Origin of the sequence: Lutibacter sp. (genome assembly GCF_046055765.1) — a bacterium.
GTDB lineage: Bacteria > Bacteroidota > Bacteroidia > Flavobacteriales > Flavobacteriaceae > Lutibacter.
The window spans coordinates 90,514-110,524 of sequence record NZ_JASFZF010000024.1; the positions used below are offsets into that span (position 1 = coordinate 90,514).

The 20,011-nt window shown below is 28.0% G+C and carries 22 protein-coding genes; 10 read left to right on the forward strand and 12 right to left on the reverse strand.

Annotated features, from left to right (window positions below; genetic code table 11):
* Nucleotides 1–66 precede the first annotated feature (66 nt).
* The 5 genes from QM495_RS02765 (at nucleotide 67) to QM495_RS02785 (ending at nucleotide 3,149) form a co-directional block, all read left to right on the forward strand.
* Nucleotides 67–1,077 carry an adenosine deaminase gene (locus QM495_RS02765; RefSeq protein WP_408670579.1) on the forward strand — a complete coding sequence of 337 codons (1,011 nt, stop codon included), beginning with the start codon at nucleotides 67–69 and terminating at the stop codon, nucleotides 1,075–1,077.
* Nucleotides 1,074–1,565, forward strand: coding sequence for a tRNA (N6-threonylcarbamoyladenosine(37)-N6)-methyltransferase TrmO (gene tsaA, locus QM495_RS02770; protein ID WP_408670580.1), 492 nt, complete (start codon nucleotides 1,074–1,076; stop codon nucleotides 1,563–1,565). The genes QM495_RS02765 and tsaA overlap by 4 nt, the downstream gene beginning before the upstream one ends.
* 65 nt (nucleotides 1,566–1,630) lie before the next feature.
* Entirely contained in the window at nucleotides 1,631–2,221 is a 591-nt protein-coding gene (locus QM495_RS02775; RefSeq protein WP_408670581.1) for a hypothetical protein, read from the forward strand.
* A gap of 18 nt (nucleotides 2,222–2,239) precedes the next feature.
* Nucleotides 2,240–2,866, forward strand: a complete 627-nt coding sequence (locus QM495_RS02780; RefSeq protein WP_408670582.1) for a Crp/Fnr family transcriptional regulator — start codon at nucleotides 2,240–2,242, stop codon at nucleotides 2,864–2,866.
* A gap of 76 nt (nucleotides 2,867–2,942) precedes the next feature.
* The gene (locus tag QM495_RS02785; RefSeq protein ID WP_408670583.1) at nucleotides 2,943–3,149 is read left to right on the forward strand and encodes a DUF2892 domain-containing protein; all 207 of its coding nucleotides are present in this window, start codon (nucleotides 2,943–2,945) and stop codon (nucleotides 3,147–3,149) included.
* Between the two features lie 167 nt (nucleotides 3,150–3,316).
* Here the strand turns inward: QM495_RS02785 and QM495_RS02790 are convergent, their stop codons facing one another.
* Together QM495_RS02790 and idi are read right to left on the reverse strand one after the other, a co-directional pair.
* The gene (locus tag QM495_RS02790; RefSeq protein WP_408670584.1) at nucleotides 3,317–3,727 is read right to left on the reverse strand and encodes a 6-pyruvoyl trahydropterin synthase family protein; all 411 of its coding nucleotides are present in this window, start codon (nucleotides 3,725–3,727) and stop codon (nucleotides 3,317–3,319) included.
* Nucleotides 3,728–3,731: 4 nt separating this feature from the next.
* The gene (idi, locus tag QM495_RS02795) at nucleotides 3,732–4,253 is read right to left on the reverse strand and encodes an isopentenyl-diphosphate Delta-isomerase (RefSeq protein WP_408670585.1); all 522 of its coding nucleotides are present in this window, start codon (nucleotides 4,251–4,253) and stop codon (nucleotides 3,732–3,734) included.
* Between the two features lie 116 nt (nucleotides 4,254–4,369).
* Here idi and QM495_RS02800 point away from each other — a divergent pair, with 116 nt between their 5' ends.
* A complete protein-coding gene (locus QM495_RS02800; RefSeq protein WP_408670586.1) occupies nucleotides 4,370–5,965 on the forward strand; it encodes a peptide chain release factor 3 in 1,596 nt (531 codons plus the stop codon).
* Here the strand turns inward: QM495_RS02800 and bshC are convergent.
* Nucleotides 5,952–7,541, reverse strand: coding sequence for a bacillithiol biosynthesis cysteine-adding enzyme BshC (gene bshC / locus QM495_RS02805; RefSeq protein WP_408670587.1), 1,590 nt, complete (start codon nucleotides 7,539–7,541; stop codon nucleotides 5,952–5,954). The two genes, QM495_RS02800 and bshC, sit on opposite strands and share 14 nt — an antisense overlap.
* Nucleotides 7,542–7,629: 88 nt before the next feature.
* A complete protein-coding gene (locus tag QM495_RS02810) occupies nucleotides 7,630–8,280 on the reverse strand; it encodes a methyltransferase domain-containing protein (protein ID WP_408670588.1) in 651 nt (216 codons plus the stop codon).
* Between the two features lie 132 nt (nucleotides 8,281–8,412).
* Here QM495_RS02810 and QM495_RS02815 point away from each other — a divergent pair, with 132 nt between their 5' ends.
* The gene (locus tag QM495_RS02815; RefSeq protein WP_408670589.1) at nucleotides 8,413–10,875 is read left to right on the forward strand and encodes a M14 family metallopeptidase; all 2,463 of its coding nucleotides are present in this window, start codon (nucleotides 8,413–8,415) and stop codon (nucleotides 10,873–10,875) included.
* 57 nt (nucleotides 10,876–10,932) lie between these two features.
* On the opposite strand, the gene rimO is transcribed toward QM495_RS02815, so the two are convergent.
* The 6 genes from rimO to QM495_RS02845 all read right to left on the reverse strand — a co-directional run bounded on the left by rimO (nucleotide 10,933) and on the right by QM495_RS02845 (nucleotide 15,281).
* Nucleotides 10,933–12,246 (reverse strand): 30S ribosomal protein S12 methylthiotransferase RimO, encoded by a 1,314-nt coding sequence (gene rimO, locus QM495_RS02820; RefSeq protein ID WP_408670590.1) that lies wholly within the window; start codon nucleotides 12,244–12,246, stop codon nucleotides 10,933–10,935.
* A gap of 68 nt (nucleotides 12,247–12,314) precedes the next feature.
* A complete protein-coding gene (gene ftsY / locus QM495_RS02825; protein ID WP_408670591.1) occupies nucleotides 12,315–13,268 on the reverse strand; it encodes a signal recognition particle-docking protein FtsY in 954 nt (317 codons plus the stop codon).
* A gap of 89 nt (nucleotides 13,269–13,357) precedes the next feature.
* A complete protein-coding gene (locus QM495_RS02830) occupies nucleotides 13,358–13,510 on the reverse strand; it encodes a DUF4295 domain-containing protein (protein ID WP_408670592.1) in 153 nt (50 codons plus the stop codon).
* A 9-nt stretch (nucleotides 13,511–13,519) separates the two neighbouring features.
* A complete protein-coding gene (gene rpmG / locus QM495_RS02835; protein WP_408670593.1) occupies nucleotides 13,520–13,705 on the reverse strand; it encodes a 50S ribosomal protein L33 in 186 nt (61 codons plus the stop codon).
* Nucleotides 13,706–13,717: 12 nt separating this feature from the next.
* A complete protein-coding gene (gene rpmB, locus QM495_RS02840; protein ID WP_408670594.1) occupies nucleotides 13,718–13,957 on the reverse strand; it encodes a 50S ribosomal protein L28 in 240 nt (79 codons plus the stop codon).
* Between the two features lie 79 nt (nucleotides 13,958–14,036).
* Complete coding sequence (locus QM495_RS02845; RefSeq protein ID WP_408670595.1) at nucleotides 14,037–15,281, reverse strand: competence/damage-inducible protein A; 1,245 nt, start codon at nucleotides 15,279–15,281, stop codon at nucleotides 14,037–14,039.
* Nucleotides 15,282–15,396: 115 nt separating this feature from the next.
* Between QM495_RS02845 and QM495_RS02850 the strand changes: the two genes are divergently transcribed.
* Nucleotides 15,397–16,320, forward strand: coding sequence for a prolyl oligopeptidase family serine peptidase (locus QM495_RS02850; RefSeq protein ID WP_408670596.1), 924 nt, complete (start codon nucleotides 15,397–15,399; stop codon nucleotides 16,318–16,320).
* A 103-nt stretch (nucleotides 16,321–16,423) separates the two neighbouring features.
* The gene (locus tag QM495_RS02855; RefSeq protein WP_408670597.1) at nucleotides 16,424–16,870 is read left to right on the forward strand and encodes a hypothetical protein; all 447 of its coding nucleotides are present in this window, start codon (nucleotides 16,424–16,426) and stop codon (nucleotides 16,868–16,870) included.
* A 3-nt stretch (nucleotides 16,871–16,873) separates the two neighbouring features.
* On the opposite strand, the gene QM495_RS02860 is transcribed toward QM495_RS02855, so the two are convergent.
* Together QM495_RS02860 and QM495_RS02865 are read right to left on the reverse strand one after the other, a co-directional pair.
* Nucleotides 16,874–17,485, reverse strand: coding sequence for a fumarylacetoacetate hydrolase family protein (locus QM495_RS02860; RefSeq protein WP_408670598.1), 612 nt, complete (start codon nucleotides 17,483–17,485; stop codon nucleotides 16,874–16,876).
* 95 nt (nucleotides 17,486–17,580) lie between these two features.
* Nucleotides 17,581–18,420, reverse strand: a complete 840-nt coding sequence (locus QM495_RS02865; protein ID WP_408670599.1) for a 1,4-dihydroxy-2-naphthoyl-CoA synthase — start codon at nucleotides 18,418–18,420, stop codon at nucleotides 17,581–17,583.
* A gap of 391 nt (nucleotides 18,421–18,811) precedes the next feature.
* Here QM495_RS02865 and QM495_RS02870 point away from each other — a divergent pair, with 391 nt between their 5' ends.
* Entirely contained in the window at nucleotides 18,812–20,002 is a 1,191-nt protein-coding gene (locus QM495_RS02870) for an alpha/beta hydrolase-fold protein (RefSeq protein ID WP_408670600.1), read from the forward strand.
* Nucleotides 20,003–20,011: the final 9 nt, after the last annotated feature.

Sequence of the window (20,011 nt, forward strand, 5' to 3'; positions counted from 1 at the left end):
TATTTTTTTCATACATAAGTTTTCAACAAATATCAATTAAAATAATTAAATCGTTAATTTTACAATATGAAAACATTTATTGAAAATTTACCGAAAGCAGAATTACATTTACATATTGAAGGTTCTTTTGAGCCAAAACTAATGTTTGAAATTGCAAAAAGAAATAATATTAAAATTCCCTTTAATTCAGTTGAAGAAATTGAAGAAGCTTATAAATTTGATTGCTTACAAGACTTTTTAGATATCTATTACCAAGGTGCTAGTGTATTAATTAAAGAACAAGACTTTTACGATTTAACTTATAGTTATTTACAAAAATGTGCAAATCAAAATGTACGTCATACTGAAATTATGTTTGACCCTCAAACACATACTGAAAGAGGTGTTTTATTTAAAACTGTGATTAACGGGATTTCAAAAGCTTGTGATGATGCTAAAGAAAAGTTAGGAGTTTCTTCATTGCTGATTATGAGTTATTTACGCCATTTAAGTGAAGAAGATGCTTTTAAAACATTGAAAGAATCACTTCCTTATAAAGATAAAATTACTGCTGTAGGTTTAGATTCTTCTGAAAAAGGAAATCCACCTTCAAAATTTAAAAATGTGTATGAAGCCTCCGTTAAAGAAGGCTATATTCCAGTTGCACATGCCGGTGAAGAAGGAACCGCTGATTATATTTGGGAAGCAATAGATATTTTAGGTATTAAGCGTATTGATCACGGAAATAATTCGTTACAAGATGAAAAATTAGTGAATGAAATTATTAAACGTGATATGGCATTAACTGTTTGTCCATTATCAAATACTGCTTTGCAAGTAGTTGATGATTTAAAAAATCATCCTTTAAAGAAAATGATGAATTTAGGCTTAAAAGTGACTATAAATTCTGATGATCCTGCATATTTTGGTGGTCAAGTAAACAAAAATTATATTGAAATTCAGCATGCCTTAAATTTAACAAAAAAAGAAGTGTATGAGTTAGCAAAAAATTCATTCCAATATTCTTTTTTAGACAAAAAATCTAAGGAATTACATATTGAAGAACTAGATAATTATTTTGACAAACAACAATCATGAAAACTGAACAAGTTGTTCTAAATATCTTAGGGAAAATAAAAACTCCTTGGCTCACTTTAGAAAACATGCCTATTCAACCAACTGGTGCAAAAGGAGTTAAAGGAGTTATTGAATTATATCCTGAATATTATTCTGGCATCAAAGAAATTGAAAAGTTCTCACATATTATCTTAATTTATGAGCTACATTTAGTTACAGATCCTCAATTAGAAGTAATCCCATTTATGGATACAGTTACTAAAGGTATTTTTGCAACTCGATCTCCAAAAAGGCCAAATAAAATTGGTATTTCTATTGTTGAAATTGAAAAAGTTGAAGAGAATAAAATTCATATTTTAGATGTTGATATGATCAATAACTCTCCTATTCTTGATATTAAACCGTTTTTTGAAGATTTTGACAATAGATTTAACACCAAAAAAGGTTGGCTAACAGATAAAAATAATATTGATAAACATCACTTTAAATCTGATAGTAGATTTAAATAATAGTACCTTTAAAATTGCAATAAGTTTTAACTGATTTCGTTTATAAATCTAACTAACCTATAACTATGAGAAAAAAAATAAATTTAATAATTGCAGTACTTTTAGTTACTACAACTACTTTTAGCCAAATAACAAAAAAGTTTATTGACACAGGATCTGTTAAAAATCAATTTGATTATTTAATTAAGAAATCGAATAGATACCAACAATATAAAGTTGTGGAAATTAATTGGTTATCTAAATTAAAATCAAACGTTTCGGATTCATTAACTACTTCAAAAAATGAGATTTTAGCTAATTACAAAACTATAAATACGCAACAAAAAGCAATAGATAGTTTAAAAACTGTGTTAAATAATTTCCAAGGAGAAATTGATACACTTACTTCAGAAAAACAAAGTATTTCTATCTTTGGTATTCAAATTGGAAAAACAACTTTTAAAACAATTGTATTTTCAATAATTGCAATTTTAATTTTACTTTTAGTAGTTTTTATCACAAAATTTAAACAAAGTTACGGAATCATTAAACAAACTAAGTTAAATTTAAAAGAAACAGAAGACGAGTTTGAATCTCATAGAAAAAAAGCATTAGAACGTGAACAAAAAGTAAGAAGGCAACTTCAAGACGAATTAAATAAACATAAAAAAGATTAATTATTGTTATTAATTTAAATGAGCCAAAACGAACTAATTAAAACTAAACTTTCATTTTTAGGAACTGCTTTATTAAATAATATTGTTGAATCTTCATCTGTTTTAAGTTTTGAAAAAGACACGGAATTACTACGTGAAGGCCAATTTGTTAAAGTAATTCCTATTGTACTTGAAGGTTTAATAAAAGTATTTTCAAGATTTGAAGACAAAGAGTTATTATTATATTATATAAAACCTGCTGAAAGTTGTGTAATGTCATTTTCTGCAAGTTTAAAGAATACTCCTAGTCAAGTATTTGCTGTTACAGAAGAAAAAACTACCGTTATTTTATTACCAGTTTCAAAAGTTAGTACTTGGGTAAAGCAATTTCCTACTTTTAATCAGTTATTTTTTGAACAATATAATATTAGATATAGTGAATTATTAAAAACAATAAATCATCTTTTATTTGATAAATTAGATGTTAGATTGTATCATTATTTGGTTGAGAAAAAAGAATTTACCAAAAAAAATCCAATTAAAATTTCACACAGGCAAATTGCAAATGAATTAGGTACTGCACGCGAAGTTATCAGTCGATTGATTAAAAAATTAGAAGGTGAGCATAAAGTAAAACAACACTCTAACCAAATTGAAATTTTGTAAGTGGTGACTATAGTCACTGCAAAATGCATATCTTTAAAGTAATTTCGAACCAAATTTAAACTAAAACTTATTTATTATGAAAAAAAACATGGGATCTATCGACAAAATTATTAGAGTGTTAATTGCAGTTGTAATTGCCGTTTTATATTGGCAAGGAATTATTAGTGGTGGTACACTAGCTATTGTTTTATTAGTTTTTGCTGGTATTTTTGTATTAACTAGTTTAGTAGGTTTTTGTCCATTATACCCAATTTTCGGATTGAACACCTGTAAGAAAAAATAATATTTTTAATTAAGAAGTTATCTAAAAAATAAACCGCCATTCTGAATAATGTCACACTGAGTTTGTTGAAGTGTTATTTCAGAATCTCATCTAATTAATCACTATTAATTATAAGAACCTGAATCAAGTTCAGGTTGACGAATTTTTATTTTTTTAGATAGCTTTTTTTATTCACCAGAATAGGTTACAAAATTTCTTGGCGTTTCATAAAGTGTGATAGAAAGTTCTAAACTTATATCAATTTTTGAACGCAATTTATTCCAAATTACAACTGCAATATTTTCAGCTGTAGGATTAAGTTTTTTAAAAGCCTCTACTTCTTCATTTAAATTTTTGTGATCAAATTTATCTTCAATTTCTACTTCTATTAATTTTTTTAGAATTTTCATATCCATAACAAAACCTGTTTCCTGATGAATTTCACCTTTCACTGAAACAATTAGCTCATAATTATGCCCATGATAATTTGGATTTGCACATTTTCCGAAAACTACAGCGTTGCGCGCATCAGTCCATTCAGTATTGTACAATCTATGTGCTGCATTAAAATGTGCTTTTCTATTTACAGTAACTTTCATACAATTATTTTTTAGTGATAAAACTATAATATTTTTTAAAAATTATTTTAAACCATTCGGTATAAATTTTCGGTTTATTTGTGATATCATTTTTAACAGCTTTAACTGTCATCCATTTAAAACTTTCAACCTCTTCCCTGTTTATAATAGGATTTTTATTATAATAACCAATCATTATATGATCTAATTCGTGTTCCGTTAAACCATTATCAAAAGGAGCTTTATATATAAATGAAGTAACTTCTTTCAACTCACAAACAAACCCCATTTCTTCTTGTAAACGACGTTTTCCGGCTTCTAAATTACTTTCACCATCTCTTTGATGACTGCAACAAGAATTTGTCCATAACAAAGGAGAATGATATTTATCTGCGGCTCTTTGTTGCAACATTAATTCGTTTTTATCATTAAAAATAAATACCGAAAATGCTCTGTGTAACAAGGCTTTTTCATGAGCTTCCATTTTTGGCATTAAACCAATTTGCTCATCTTTTTCGTTTACTAAAATTACCTGTTCTTCTCTCATATTATTTTCAATTGCAACAAATTTACAAAATGTAATGATACTTATTAAATTTCATACTTTCAAACTTTTCAACTTTCGAACTATAAAGCATATATTTGCACCTCAAAATTTAATTCATGAGTTTTTTAGAAGAAATACAACGCAGACGTACTTTTGGAATTATTTCACATCCTGATGCTGGTAAAACAACCTTAACTGAAAAGTTACTTCTTTTTGGAGGTGCAATTCAGGAAGCGGGTGCGGTAAAAAATAATAAAATAAAAAAAGGTGCAACTTCCGATTTTATGGAAATTGAGCGTCAACGTGGTATTTCTGTAGCAACTTCTGTACTAGCTTTTATTTATAAAGATAAAAAAATAAATATTTTAGATACTCCTGGTCACAAAGATTTCGCCGAAGATACTTTTAGAACTTTAACAGCTGTAGATAGTGTGATTGTTGTTATTGATGTTGCTAAAGGTGTAGAGGAACAAACTGAAAAATTAGTTAAAGTTTGTAGAATGCGTAAAATACCAATGATTGTTTTTATTAATAAATTAGACCGAGAAGGTAAAGATGCTTTTGATTTATTAGATGAAGTTGAACAAAAACTTGGACTACGAGTTACTCCTTTAAGTTTCCCAATTGGAATGGGTTACGATTTTAAAGGAATCTATAATATCTACGAAAAAAAAATTAACCTCTTTTCTGGAGACAATAAGCAACTAGTTTCCGAAGGTGTTGAATTTACAGATATTTCTACTCCAGAATTAGATGAAATTATTGGCGAAACTTCTGCTGAAACACTAAGAGAAGAAATAGAATTAGTAACTGAAGTGTATCCTAATTTCAATAAAGATGAATACTTAAACGGTGATTTGCAACCTGTGTTTTTTGGTTCAGCCTTAAATAATTTTGGAGTAAAAGAGTTATTAGAGTGTTTTATTGAAATTGCTCCTTCTCCACAACCAAAAATGTCTGAAGAGCGATTGGTAGATTCAAAAGAAGAAAAAATGACTGGTTTTGTTTTTAAAATTCATGCAAATATGGATCCTAATCATAGAAACAGATTGGCATTTATAAAAATTGTTTCTGGTACTTTTAGAAGAAATGCACCTTATCTACATGTTCGTAATAATAAAAAAATGAAATTCTCTAGTCCAAATGCTTTTTTTGCCGAGAAAAAAGAAATTGTTGATGAATCTTTCCCTGGTGATATTGTTGGACTTCAAGATACTGGAAATTTTAAAATTGGTGATACTTTAACTGAAGGAGAAGTACTAAACTTTAAAGGGGTTCCTAGTTTTTCTCCAGAGCATTTTCGTTATGTTAACAATGCGGATCCTCTAAAATCTAAGCAATTATATAAAGGATTAGATCAATTAATGGATGAAGGTGTGGCACAATTATTTACATTAGATTTAAATGGAAGAAAAATTATTGGTACTGTTGGCGCTTTACAATATGAAGTAATTCAGTATCGTTTAGAACATGAATACGGTGCAAAATGTAGTTACGAAAATTTACCTGTTCATAAAGCGTGTTGGGTTGAACCTGAGGATATTAAAAATGAAGAATTTAAAGAATTTAAACGTATAAAACAACGTTTTTTAGCTAAAGACAAACAAGGTCAATTAGTTTTTCTGGCCGATTCTGAATTTACTATTCAAATGACACAGCGTAAATATCCAACGGTAAAATTACATTTTACAAGCGAATTTAATATTCAATAATACTAAATTCTAATTGTAAAGGCTGAATAGCTTTCACCAACATTGGTATAAAATCATCACCTAATTTTAGGTACATTTCTGAAAAATTACGTGTACGTTCTTCTAAACTTTGATTTGGAAATAACTCGTTTTGTAAAATTCTAATTCTTTCAACAACATCAGAAAGTTTACGCTTTTGAGCTCTTAACAACCTTTTCTCTAAATTATTAAGTCCGTTGAGTTGCTTTTTCTCTTGTGCATTTACAGCACCTAAAAAAGAAATGTTAGTCAGTTTTGCCAATTCTTTTAAATGAATAAACTGCTGTTTTAAATGTTCTTTTTGCTTAGAAAAATCGATATCAATTTTTGAAAGTTCTTTAATTTTTTTCGAAATTAATTGTTGCTGATTTATAAATAATTCTTGTAAAGAAATATTTAATTTAGTACTCTTTAACACTTGTTTTTCGGAAGCTAACAAAACAGAATTTCGTAATAATAAAATTGGAAATGGTGTATTTTCAGCTTCAAAATAATGCTTCAATTGAAACCAGTAAGCTAGCTCTCCACCTCCGCCAATATAACCTAAATTAGGTAACACCATTTCTTGAAACAATGGTCGCATAATTACATTTGGGCTAAAACGATTAGGGAAATTTGATAATTCGTTTAAAATTTCTTCTTCAGAAAAAGAAATAATTGTGTTATTAATTATGTATTGGTTATTTTTAAAAATAATACGTTCACGTAAATTATCTTTTAAGTAAAAAAGGTTTATTTCTCTTGGATTTACTTGAATATTATAATCTTTACTTAGTAGTTTATTTGTTTTTGAAACTTTGTTAAATGATGTATTATTTAATAATTCATCTTCTATAATTGGTACAAATTGTTGTTTTAATTGTGTATCATCTCCATCAATAATTACCAATCCATAATCCCTAAAAAGCACGTTTACCAAATAGCGAGTTGCATCTGTTAAATTTGAATGATTTAAATAAGCATTTTTAAATAATTCCTTTAAAAAAGTTGCATTTTTTGTTGTGCCAACTAATGCTGAAAATTCATCAAAAGCTTGATCAATATCTTTTGTTTCTAGTCTTCCAACAGCACCACTACTTTGCTTATTCCAAGTTATTTTATGTTTTTTAAAATTAAAATAATTAATTTCTTCAAAATCGTGATCTTCCGTAGCCATCCAATATACAGGTACAAAATTATAGCTAGGAAACTCCTTTTTTAAAACTTTGGTTAAATTTATAGCGGTTATAATTTTATACAAGAAGTACAGCGGCCCTGTAAATATATTTAGTTGATGACCTGTTGTAATTGTGTAAGAAGTTGTTTTTGCTAATGATTGAATATTTTTTAATGTTAACTCACTTACATTTGTTGAGTTATATTGTTTATTAAGTACTTCAACTAAAAATTTTCTTTTGTTAATTTCGAATTTTGATCTTAAAAGTAGTTGCTTTTTAAATCCTTCTAAATCTGGAAAATTTTCATAAAATTGAGAGAGTTCAGTTTTTTTATCTAAATAATCGCAAATTATTTTCGAAAAATATCCTGTATCTTGAAAAGGAATATGATGTACTTTCATCTGTTACTTTTTATCATTTTTAATTTGACAAATGATTTTTTTCTGTAAACAACAACGGTTATTTATGAAACTTTGCATTTTATTAAAATTAAGCTATTTTTTGAAATAATGTGTACACATATTCTCTTGTATTTCCTGAAGGTTGTATGTAAGTGTAGTTAAATGATTTTAGCAATTTAAAATCTTCACCTAATCTTTCTTGAAGCATTTCTTCATTGTAATTAAACACATCTAAGCCACTACATTTTTTAGCACCTTCTAAATTAAATTCGGCTAAAATCACATATCCTTTTAAACGTATAACTTTTTGAATCAAATTAAAATATGCTTGCTGTTGTTGCTTGGTTGTAAAAAAATGTAATACCGCTCTATCATGCCATAAATCAACATTTTTCAGCTTTAGCAACTCGGTAGGTTTTGTTAAATCATCAACAATAAATTCAACTTCAGCTTGTTTATAAGCAGTTAAATTATTTTTCAATTCAGTTAATGCTGAAGCAGCAATATCATTTACAACAATATTTAAATATCCTTTATTTAATAATAATTCAATTAAAGTTGCCGCACCAACTCCGGCATTAAAAAGTAAGGCATCTTTTGGTAAATTACACTCTAAAATTAACTCCATTGAAGGAATTGGATCTTCTTCATACCACCCTAAATTATCAGCAGGTACTTTTTGATATGCATTATTCCAATGCTCTTCAAAATCAAAATCATTTGTTTGATGATTACTCATTTTGGTGAAATATTAATTTTTGCTAAAAGTAAACAATTTAAACAAGCTGTAGAAATGACAAAAAAGTTGTAACAATTATTTAACTAATTTTTTATTAAAATTCAATATATTTGATTTCAAAATTTAAATCTAATGATTCGAAAACTATTTTCCTTAGCAGTTTTATTTTTAATAAGTATTATTACGTTAAATTCTCAAACATTAAAATCGCCTTCTGATTTTTTAGGCTATGAACTTGGTTCTCGATTTACAAGACATCATTTAGTTATTGATTATTTTAAAGAAATTGCAAGTAAATCTTCTAATGTAAAATTAATAAAATATGGTGAAACAAATGAATTTAGGCCTTTGTATGTTTCTTTTATTTCTTCAGAAGAAAATATTAAAAACTTAGAAACTATTAGAAAAGATAATCTAAAAAGAACTGGAATTATTGAAGGAGATTCTAGCTCTGAAATAGCTATAGTTTGGCTTAGTTATAATGTTCATGGTAATGAAGCCTCTGGTACTGAAGCAGCAATGCTTACACTTTATAAATTAATTACAGAAAAAAAAGAATGGCTTAAAAATACAGTTGTAATTATAGATCCGTGTATAAATCCTGATGGTCGTGAACGATATGTTAACTGGTACAATGAAACTAAAAACACCCCATATAATTCGAATCCTGAAGTAACTGAAAACAATGAGCCTTGGCCAAATGGAAGAGCAAATCATTATTTATTTGATTTAAATAGAGATTGGGTTTGGGGTTCGCAAATTGAAACTCAACAACGTTTAAAAATGTACAATAAATGGATGCCACAAGTTCATGTTGATTTTCATGAACAAGGCTATAACAGTCCTTACTATTTCGCTCCAGCTGCAGAACCATTTCATGAAATTATTACAGATTGGCAGCATAATTTTCAAGCCCAAATTGGAAAAAACCATGCCAAATATTTTGATAAAAATGGGTGGCGTTATTTTACTAAAGAAATTTTTGATTTATTATACCCAAGCTACGGAGACACCTATCCAACATTTATGGGTGCTATTGGAATGACTTTTGAACAAGGAGGTCAAGTAGGATTAGGAATTGACTTAGAAAATGGCAAATTACTAACTTTAAAAGATCGATTAATCCATCATACAACAACCGGTTTATCTACAGTTGAAATCTCATCGAAAAATGCTTCAAAACTGGTAATTGAATTTACTAAATACTTCAATAACAACAACTTAAAATATAAAAACTATATTTTAAGAGGAGACAAAGAAAAAATCAAAAAATTAATTGCACTTTTAAAATTGCATGAAATTCAATATTTTTATATCAATACAACAACTGTTAAAGGATATGATTACTTTTCAAATTCAACTAAAACTATTAGACTTTCAAAAAATGATTTGGTAATTACAACAAACCAACCAAAAGGAAAAATGGTTAAAGTTTTGTTTGAACAAAATGCTAAACTTACATCGCCATTAACTTATGATATTACAGCTTGGAGCCTACCTTACGCATATGGTTTACAATGTTTTGCAACTCAAAATACAATTACATCACCTACCATAAATACAGCTGAACCTAAAATTATTAATAAAATAGATAAAAATTCATACGCATATATTGCTAAATGGAATGAAGTTTCTGATGCTAAATTATTAGGTAATTTATTAGAAGAAGGTTTTAATGTAAGATACAGTCAAAAAGCATTTTCTGTTGAAGGAACTAATTATCAAAGAGGATCGTTAGTTGTTTTAAGAGGAGAAAATGACTATATCAACTCTTTTAGTGAAACTATTGTTGAAATTGCAAATAGAATTAAGAAACAAGTAACCCCTGTTAGCACTGGTTTTGTTAATAGCGGTTCAGATTTTGGTTCATCAAATTATAAACTTATAAAACCCAAAAAAGTTGCGGTATTAGCTGGTGAAGGAACTTCATCACTAAATTTTGGGGAGATTTGGCATTTCTTTGAAACACAACTAAATTATCCTATTCATGTGTTAAACACTAGAAATTTTAAAAGAATCAACTTTAATAATTATGATATTTTAATTTTACCTAATGGATTTCGTGCTGATGAAACTGAATTAAAAATAGTATCATCATTTGTCAAAAATGGAGGAACTATTATTGCAATTGGTAGTTCATTAAAAAGTTTTTCCGATAAAGACGGTTTTTCTTTAAAATCTAAAAAGGATGATAAAGATGACACTGATGAAAACCCTGAAAATTTAATTCCTTTCAATCAAAGAAGAAATGAAAACATAAAAAATGCCATTACGGGTAGTATTTTTAAAAGTACTATTGATGCTTCACATCCGCTTGCTTTTGGATATCCAAATAAATATTATAGTTTAAAAATAAGTGCAAACTCTTATCAGTTATTGGATACAGGTTTTAATGTAGGTTATTTCCAAAAAAATGCAATAAATATTTCTGGTTTTGCAGGTGAAAATGCTCTAGAAAAAGTTCCTAACTCATTACTTTTTGGTATTGAGAGAAAAGGTAAAGGGCAGCTAATTTATATGGTAGATAATCCTTTATTTAGATCGTTTTGGGAAAATGGTAAATTATTTTTTGCAAATGCTGTTTTCTTTAATTAAAACATCTCAATTTTAGATAAAAAAAGCGTGCGTTTGCTCGCTTTTTTTATATCGACACTATTTTACTGGTTCACCATACAAATCAAATTCAGAAGCAGAAGTAATTTTTATTGTTGCAAATTTTCCTACTTGTACATAGTATTTAGTTGCATCAATTAGCACTTCATTATCAACATCAGGAGAATCAAATTCTGTACGACCAATAAAATAATTCCCATCCTTTCTATCAATCAAAACTTTAAATGTTTTTTCTACTTTTTCTTGATTTAATTCAAATGAAATTTGGCTTTGAATATCCATAATATCATTCACACGCTGCTGTTTTATATCTTCAGGAACATCATCTTCTAAATTAGCTGCAGTCGTATTTTCTTCGTGAGAATAAGCAAAAGCTCCTAAGCGTTCAAAACGCATTTCTTGAACCCAATCTTTTAACTCTTGGAAAGATGCTTCTGTTTCACCTGGATAACCAACAATTAATGTCGTTCTAATTGCCATATTAGGAACTGATTTTCTAAATTTAGCAATTAAATTAGTGGTTTTTTCATGAGAAGTTCCTCTTTTCATCGATTTTAAAATATCGTTATTTATATGTTGTAAAGGAATATCTAAATAATTACACACTTTTGGTTCATTATGAATCACTTTTAAAACATCTAGCGGAAACCCTGTTGGAAATGCATAATGTAAACGAATCCATTCAATGCCATCAATTTTAGCCAATTCTTTTAACAAATCAGCAAGCGCTCTTCTTTTATAAATATCTAAACCGTAGTATGTTAAATCTTGAGCAATAAGGATTAATTCTTTTATGCCTTTTTTAGCAAGTTTAGTTGCTTCAATTATCAAATTCTCGATTGGAGTAGAAACATGTTTCCCTCGCATTAAAGGAATAGCGCAAAATGAACAAGGTCTGTCACAACCTTCAGCAATCTTTAAATAAGCATAATGAGTTGGTGTAGTTGTTAAACGTTCTCCAATTAATTCATGCTTATAATCTGCATCTAAAACTTTTAACAAATTTGGTAAATCATGAGTTCCAAAAAACTCATCAACATTTGGAATTTCCTTCTCCAAATCTGGTTTATAACGTTCACTTAAACATCCTGAAACATAAACCTTATCAACTTCTCCTTTTTCCTTTTTATTTACATAATGTAAAATAGTATTTATAGATTCTTCTTTAGCATCGCCAATAAAACCACACGTATTAATAACAACAATATTTCCATCCTCATTTTTATCTTCGTGAACAACTTTTTTATTATTTGCTTTTAGTTGTCCCATTAACACTTCACTATCATACACATTTTTTGAGCATCCTAAAGTAACAACGTTAATTTTATTTTCTTTTCTTGATTTAGTTCTCATATTCTAAAAGATAAAATATCACACTTCGACAAGTCAAGTGTGATATTTTTAAATTATTATTTTTGTTTTTATTTAAAAAAAGAATCTACAAATTCAATTTTATTAAACACTTGCAAATCGTCAATTCCTTCACCAACACCAATATATTTAACTGGTATTTGAAACTGATCAGAAATTCCAATTACCACACCACCTTTAGCCGTACCATCTAATTTTGTAACCGCCAACGAAGTAACTTCGGTTGCCAATGTAAATTGTTTTGCTTGTTCAAAAGCATTTTGCCCTGTTGAACCATCTAAAACTAATAATACTTCGTGTGGAGCATCCTCAACTACTTTTTGCATTACACGTTTAATTTTAGTCAACTCATTCATCAAGTTAACTTTATTATGTAATCTTCCAGCTGTATCAATAATTACAATATCTGCATTTTGTGAAACAGCAGATTTTAAGGTGTCAAAAGCAACTGAAGCAGGATCACTTCCCATTTTTTGACTAACTAATGGGACTCCAACTCTATCAGCCCAAACTTGTAATTGATCAATTGCAGCTGCTCTAAAAGTATCAGCCGCACCAAGCACAACTTTTTTACCATTTTTAGTAAACTGAGATGCCAATTTTCCAATTGTGGTTGTTTTTCCTACACCATTTACACCTACAACCATAATAACATAAGGCTTTTTAGTTGAAGGTATTATAAAATCGGTTTCATTACCAACATTTGTTTTGGCTAACAAACCAGCTATTTCTTCTCTAAGAATTAAATTTAATTCATCAGTACCTAGATACTTATCTTTAGCTACACGTTGCTCAATTCTCTCAATAATTTTTAAGGTTGTCTCTACACCAACATCCGATGAAACTAAGACTTCCTCTAAATTATCTAAAACATCATCGTCCACTTTTGTTTTCCCTGCAACAGCTTTAGATAATTTAGAAAAAAATGAAGTTTTACTTTTCTCTAAACCTTTATCTAAAGTTTCTTTTTTTTCTTTTGAAAATATTTTTTTAAATAAACTCATTTTCTTCAAATTAATGGTATAAATATATAAAGAAAAAAAGCTACTCTCAATATTGAAAGTAGCTTTAGTATTATATTTATGAACAAAAATTATTTTTTGCTCAAAAAGTCTTTTACTTTTGAAGGATCCATAATAGATTCAACAAATGTGTAAGCTCCTGTTTTTGGAGATTTTACCATTTTAATTGCTTTTGATAATCTTTTTGATCCTGTTTGTAACGATGCTACTGATTTCTTTGCCATAGTCCTATATTATTTGATTTCTTTATGAACAGTCATTTTCTTCAAGATAGGATTGAATTTTTTAACTTCCAATCTATCTGGAGTATTCTTTTTATTTTTCGTTGTAATATATCTAGAAGTACCTGGTTTACCAGTAGCTTTATGCTCAGTACATTCTAAAATTACTTGGATTCTATTTCCTTTAGTCTTTGCCATTTCCTACAATAATTATTTTTTTAAAAATCCTTTTTCTCTTGCTTCTTTAACAACAGCTGAGATTCCTAATTTATTAATATTCTTTAAAGCAGATGCTGCTATTTTTAACGTAATCCATTTATCTTCTTCAGGAATATAAAAACGTTTTTTTAATAAATTAACGTCAAATTTTCTTTTAGTTCTATTTAATGCATGAGAAACATTGTTCCCAACCATTGCTTTTTTTCCAGTAAGTTCACAAACTCTTGACATATCTCTGTACCTTTTTAGTGTATTCTCAAAACGAGATGCAAAATTAAAATTTTAAAACTTAATACACAAACTTATTTTACTAGTTTTTTAATATTTCTTTTTTAAGTAATTCTATTGCTTCGTAGGATGTTCTATATATTACCTTTTCTCTAGGCTGTCCGAAATAATATTCTTTTGAAAAAATTGTAGTTGGTGTAGCAATTGCTATAAATACTGTTCCTACTGATGTATCAGTATTATCTGTTGTAGGACCTGCATTACCAGTAGTTGCAATAGCATAGGTGGTATTAAATTTTTGTTGAATTCCTTTTGCCATTGCTTCAGCTACTTCAGCACTTACAACTGAGTGTTTTTCTATCAAACTTTTATCAACACCTAGTATATTTATTTTTATTTTAGAATGATAAGCTACTACTGAACCTACAAAATAATTTGAAGAACCAGGTATAGCTGTTATCATTTTAGCAATATTTCCACCTGTACAACTTTCAGCGGTGGCTAATGTCTGCTTTTTTTTAGTTAACATTTCCCCAATAACAACTTCAATAGTTTCACTATCATCAAAACCAACAATAATATCAGGAATTAATTTTGTGAGTTCCTCAACCTCTTTTGCAATACCTTCAATTAATTGTTGCTTATTTTTTCCTTTAGCACTTAATCTTAAACGAACTTTACCATATGATGGCAGATACGCCAATTTAATAAATTTTGGTAAGTTATTTTCCCAATCTTCAATTCTAGCTGCAACCATACTCTCACCCATTCCATAAGTAAGTATGGTTTTGTGCAAAATATAAGGCAATTGAAATGTTTCTTTTATTTTTGGTAAAACACTATTTTCTATTAAACCTTTCATCTCGTTTGGAACTCCTGGCAATGAAACAACTATTTTATCATTTTTTTGAAACCACATTCCAGGTGCTGTGCCAAAATAATTTTTAAGTGGTGTACAAGTTGAAGGTACTAATGCTTGTTGCCTATTTACTTCTGTAAACGGGTAGTTCATTTTTGCAAATAGATTTTTAATATGTTCAACCACTTCCTCATTTAAAATTAAGGTGTCATTAAAATATTCAGCTAATGTTAATTTTGTAATATCATCTTTTGTTGGTCCCAAACCTCCCGTTATAATAACGATATTGGCATTTGATTGAGCTTCTTTTACTGCTTTTAAAATATGTTGCTTCTCATCTTGAATTGAAGTTATTTGATATACTGAAACTCCAATTTTATTTAATTCTTCAGCTATCCATTTAGAATTTGAGTCAAGTATTTGACCTATTAAAATTTCATCTCCAATAGTTATTATTTCTGCTTGCATATTTCAAAAAAGTTGAATAGTAAAAGTAAAAAGTTTTTTCCAGATAACACTTACTATAAAGAAGGAATATAACTTAAAAAAAATTGGTATTTTTGATAGTTAAAAACTTTTTCTTATGTCTATAAATAAAGTTAAAATACTTATCATAATTAGTTTTATTATATTTATTTCTTCTTGTAAATTATCAAAAAAAATAGAAGAACAGTTATTACGTATCCCATACATAAGTTCAATCGACAGCACCTCACGTGATTATTTTGTCTATTTACCAAAAGGTTATCATGAAAATAGTACTAAAAAATGGCCTGTATTGTTATTTTTACACGGAAATGGAGAACGAGGAAATGGTAAGGATGAATTAGATTATGTTTTAATACATGGCCCTTTATATGAAGCTTGGATCCAAAAACGTGACTTACCTTTTATTATAATAGTTCCTCAATTACAGATGTTTAACCAAGATAAACTTGGGTTAAATTATATTGATAATCGTACAAAAGATTGGATTCCAAAACGGCTAAAAAATGGTGTTCCAAAAAGAACAAAAATTGCTAATTCCTCACTAATAATGCAAGGAACAACTGCTATAGATTCAATTCCTAATCTATCACATACTAAATATGGATGGAATAAAGCTGAAAATGATTTAATGAAAATGATAGATAACACATTAATAAACTTCAATGCAGACGAAAATCGCGTGTATTTAAGTGGAATTAGTTATGGCGGATTTGGGACTTGGTATATTGCTAGTAAACACCCAAAACGTTTTGCCGCTATTAACCCAATAGTTGGTTGGGGACATCCCATTTTAATGGATTCTATTGCCAAATACAAAATACCCGTTTGGCAATTTGCTGGTGGACGTGACCAAGTAATCCCTGTTAAATATTTTTATGAAGGACTAAATAAACTAGAAAAATTGGGACACAAAAACATTCGTTTTACCATCCATGAAGATTTGTCACATGATACTTGGAAACGAATTTATGAAGGAAATGATATTTACAATTGGTTATTGGATCAAAAAAGAAAGTAATTTACTGAATTAAAGAAACTTACCACTACATAAATTAATTTAAAAAATTCGTAAAACCTTTAATTTCAACGCAACCATTTATGAAATTTTACATCTAATTTATATGAAAGAAGCCCCTATAATATCTATCGCTATGAACACATATAAAAATTTAGATGAAAACGATTTAGTCAATCAAATTGAGAACTGCACTTTAAGTCCAGCGTTATTTACTCATGAAGCACAATTAAAATTATCATGGATTTTAATAAACAAATACGGATTAGAAGTTGCAACACTTAAAAACTGTAAAATTAAAGAGCAATATTATAAAAATGCTTTAAATAGTTCTAAATTTAATTTACCATTAACAAAAGCTTATACAGAAATTTTGCATTTTTTTATGCAAAAATCTGGAACTAAAGATTTCGATAAATTACTTAGAGAATTCCCACGTTTAAAATATGACTTTAAAGAGTTAGTAAAAAACCATTATGGTTATAATATTTTAAAAGAACACCGTAAAGAAGAAACTATAAAACCTCTAGGAACTATTTTGTTTACCTTTTAGTAATTATTTTATTTTTATTGAAAATAATTCTTGATTTTTTATAGCTCCAACAAGTTTATCATTCTCAGAAACTTTACCTACTCCAGCAGGTGTTCCTGTAAATAAAACATCTCCTTTTTTAAGGGTAAAATACTGTGAAATATACGCTATTAATTCATCTATTTTCCAAAGCATTGCATTTGTATTTCCATCTTGAACTAGTTTATTATTTTTATGAAGCGTAAATGCCAAATTATTTAAATCACCTAATTGTCCTTTTAAAATAAATTTTCCAATAACTGCGCTTCCATCAAAAGCTTTTGCTTTTTCCCAAGGCAACCCTTTTTCTTTACATTTAGTTTGAATATCACGAGCGGTAAAGTCAATTCCTAAACCTATTTCATCATAATATTTATGAGCAAACTTTTCATCAATATATTTTCCAACTTTATTTATTTTAACTAACACCTCTACTTCATAATGAATATCATTTGAAAAAGGAGGAATAAAAAAAGGTTGATTTTTTAGTAAAATAGCTGAATCCGGTTTTAAAAATATCACAGGATTTTCCGGTTTTTCATTTGCCAGTTCTTCAATATGTTTAGCGTAATTTCTACCTATACAAATAATTTTCATTTTATCAATTTAAAGATTAAATAATTAAAATAGATTCCTGCTCTCGCAGGAATGACAAACAATGAGACTTTTAATACTTATTGATTTATTATAAACTAAGGAATCCATTTTTTAACAAAATTAGGTTTTCGTTTTTCTAAAAAAGCATTTCTTCCTTCTTTAGCTTCATCAGTCATATATGCTAAACGGGTAGCTTCACCTGCAAAAACTTGTTGACCAACCATACCATCATCTGTTAAATTCATAGCAAATTTCAACATTTTTATTGAAGTAGGTGATTTTTCCATAATTTCCTGTGCCCATTCATAAGCCGTATTTTCTAACTCTTCATGTGGTATAACTGCATTTACCATTCCCATTTCATAAGCTTCCTGAGCTGAATAATTTCTTCCTAAGAAAAATATTTCACGAGCCTTTTTTTGCCCAACCATTTTTGCTAAATAAGCCGATCCGTAACCACCATCAAAACTAGTAACATCAGCATCCGTTTGTTTAAAAATTGCATGTTCCTTGCTTGCTAACGTTAAATCACAAACCACGTGTAAGCTATGTCCTCCGCCAACTGCCCAACCAGGAACTACCGCTATTACAGCTTTTGGCATAAAACGAATTTGCCGCTGCACTTCCAAAATATTTAAACGATGATAACCATCTTCCCCTACATAACCTTGATGACCTCGTGCTTTTTGATCTCCACCACTACAAAATGAATAAATCCCATCTTTAGTTGAAGGTCCTTCTGCAGAAAGTAACACAACTCCAATTGAAGTATCTTCTTGTGCATCATAAAAAGCATCATACAATTCTTTAGTAGTTTTAGGCCTAAACGCATTTCTAACATTAGGTCTATTAAATGCTATCCTTGCAACACCATTACATTTTTTATAGGTTATATCTTCAAACTCTTTTACAGTTTTCCAGTTTATTGTTTTCATGTAATTATATTTTTGGTAAAAATAAATTATTTTAATGGTTTAAAAAACATAATGAAATAAAAGAAATATGTGTGACAAAACTAAACCACTAAAATTAGTTGTAAACTAAAATAGTAATTTTGTAAAGCTTAGAACAATAAATTTTTAAGAATTAAAATATAATTAGAATAATTTCCTCTAACTATAAAACTATTAATAAATTTGAATTAAAAATAGTTAACCAAAATGTAGCTGAGTAAAAGCGGAATTGAATATTTACTTTTTTTTACAAGTCCAACTTCTTACAGTACTTTTTTTTGGTTAATTGAAGCATAAATGATAAATTTAACCTTTTCAATTTTTAATTTAAAATATGACATTTATGTTAGATTTTAGCAAAAAATAATAGTTTATGAAAAACCTGTGTTTATTAGTACTTACATTTCTAGTTTCTTTTAGTACATTATCTCAAAACATTCAGTTAAAAAAATTTAATTCAGTAGAATTAAATAATGACAGATATTTAAAAGTGTATATACCTCCAAGCTATGAAACAGATTCAACAAAACTATACCCTTTAACAATTATTTTAGACGCTGAATACTTATTTGATGTTTATGTTGGAAATGCCATCCTTTTTGCAAAAAAAGAAAAAGCACCCGAACAAATTATTGTAGGAATTAATCAAAATTATTACAATGAAAGATATGAAGATTGTTCCTATCTAAAAGAAAATAGTTTACCAACACAACAAGGCGAAGCTTTTTATAGATTTATACGAAGTGAACTATTAGAATATTTAGATGAAAACTATAGAATTTCACCATTTAAAACAATTGTAGGAAATACACTTACAGCAAATTTTATAAATTATTTTTTAGTTGAAGAATACCCTGGTTTTAATGCTTTTATAAATATTAATCCATATTATGCTATGGATATGCCTGCTATGTTACAAAATAAAATTCAACAAAATAGTAGCGAAAATATATACTATTATTTATGTAATGGAAAATACAATGTAGAAAAATGGGAAAACACCATAAACACTACAAATGGCTTACTGGAAAATTCAAAAAATTCAAGTTTCAATTACAAATTTGACGTATTTAATAATAGTACCAAAACTGCGTCAATTGGGCAATCTATTCCAAGTGCTTTAGCTTTTATTTTCGATTTATATTCTGCAATTTCAAAGGAAGAGTTTGAAAAAAAAATAAAACACCTCTCACCACCTGATGCAATTGCTTATTTAGAAAATAAATACGTTGAAATAGATTACTTATTTGGAAGTAATTTAAAAATTAGAGAACGAGATATCTTTGCAATAGAACCAATTATTATAGATAAAGAAAATGGTGATTATTTAAAAAACTTTGGTGAAATGATTAATAACTTATATAAAGAATCTCCCATTGGAGACTATTATATTGGACGCTATTATGAAACTGGAAATAAGTTAAAACTGGCTTTAAGATATTATAAAAGCGGTTATATGAAATTACATGAAGACGATCCAAATTCAGATGGATACTATGAAAATATTGAAAGGGTTTTAAAGAAAAGAAATGGAACCTATATTGATTCAACAATAAAAAATTAATACTTAAAC

What these genes read in the sequence shown, in the direction of transcription:
- QM495_RS02765 (WP_408670579.1), top strand. Translation starts at nt 67, where the DNA reads ATGAAAACATTTATTGAAAATTTACCGAAAGCAGAATTACATTTACAT.
- tsaA (WP_408670580.1), top strand. Translation starts at nt 1,074, where the DNA reads ATGAAAACTGAACAAGTTGTTCTAAATATCTTAGGGAAAATAAAAACT.
- QM495_RS02775 (WP_408670581.1), top strand. Translation starts at nt 1,631, where the DNA reads ATGAGAAAAAAAATAAATTTAATAATTGCAGTACTTTTAGTTACTACA.
- QM495_RS02780 (WP_408670582.1), top strand. Translation starts at nt 2,240, where the DNA reads ATGAGCCAAAACGAACTAATTAAAACTAAACTTTCATTTTTAGGAACT.
- QM495_RS02785 (WP_408670583.1), top strand. Translation starts at nt 2,943, where the DNA reads ATGAAAAAAAACATGGGATCTATCGACAAAATTATTAGAGTGTTAATT.
- QM495_RS02790 (WP_408670584.1), bottom strand. Translation starts at nt 3,727, where the DNA reads ATGAAAGTTACTGTAAATAGAAAAGCACATTTTAATGCAGCACATAGA.
- idi (WP_408670585.1), bottom strand. Translation starts at nt 4,253, where the DNA reads ATGAGAGAAGAACAGGTAATTTTAGTAAACGAAAAAGATGAGCAAATT.
- QM495_RS02800 (WP_408670586.1), top strand. Translation starts at nt 4,370, where the DNA reads ATGAGTTTTTTAGAAGAAATACAACGCAGACGTACTTTTGGAATTATT.
- bshC (WP_408670587.1), bottom strand. Translation starts at nt 7,541, where the DNA reads ATGAAAGTACATCATATTCCTTTTCAAGATACAGGATATTTTTCGAAA.
- QM495_RS02810 (WP_408670588.1), bottom strand. Translation starts at nt 8,280, where the DNA reads ATGAGTAATCATCAAACAAATGATTTTGATTTTGAAGAGCATTGGAAT.
- QM495_RS02815 (WP_408670589.1), top strand. Translation starts at nt 8,413, where the DNA reads ATGATTCGAAAACTATTTTCCTTAGCAGTTTTATTTTTAATAAGTATT.
- rimO (WP_408670590.1), bottom strand. Translation starts at nt 12,246, where the DNA reads ATGAGAACTAAATCAAGAAAAGAAAATAAAATTAACGTTGTTACTTTA.
- ftsY (WP_408670591.1), bottom strand. Translation starts at nt 13,268, where the DNA reads ATGAGTTTATTTAAAAAAATATTTTCAAAAGAAAAAAAAGAAACTTTA.
- QM495_RS02830 (WP_408670592.1), bottom strand. Translation starts at nt 13,510, where the DNA reads ATGGCAAAGAAATCAGTAGCATCGTTACAAACAGGATCAAAAAGATTA.
- rpmG (WP_408670593.1), bottom strand. Translation starts at nt 13,705, where the DNA reads ATGGCAAAGACTAAAGGAAATAGAATCCAAGTAATTTTAGAATGTACT.
- rpmB (WP_408670594.1), bottom strand. Translation starts at nt 13,957, where the DNA reads ATGTCAAGAGTTTGTGAACTTACTGGAAAAAAAGCAATGGTTGGGAAC.
- QM495_RS02845 (WP_408670595.1), bottom strand. Translation starts at nt 15,281, where the DNA reads ATGCAAGCAGAAATAATAACTATTGGAGATGAAATTTTAATAGGTCAA.
- QM495_RS02850 (WP_408670596.1), top strand. Translation starts at nt 15,397, where the DNA reads ATGTCTATAAATAAAGTTAAAATACTTATCATAATTAGTTTTATTATA.
- QM495_RS02855 (WP_408670597.1), top strand. Translation starts at nt 16,424, where the DNA reads ATGAAAGAAGCCCCTATAATATCTATCGCTATGAACACATATAAAAAT.
- QM495_RS02860 (WP_408670598.1), bottom strand. Translation starts at nt 17,485, where the DNA reads ATGAAAATTATTTGTATAGGTAGAAATTACGCTAAACATATTGAAGAA.
- QM495_RS02865 (WP_408670599.1), bottom strand. Translation starts at nt 18,420, where the DNA reads ATGAAAACAATAAACTGGAAAACTGTAAAAGAGTTTGAAGATATAACC.
- QM495_RS02870 (WP_408670600.1), top strand. Translation starts at nt 18,812, where the DNA reads ATGAAAAACCTGTGTTTATTAGTACTTACATTTCTAGTTTCTTTTAGT.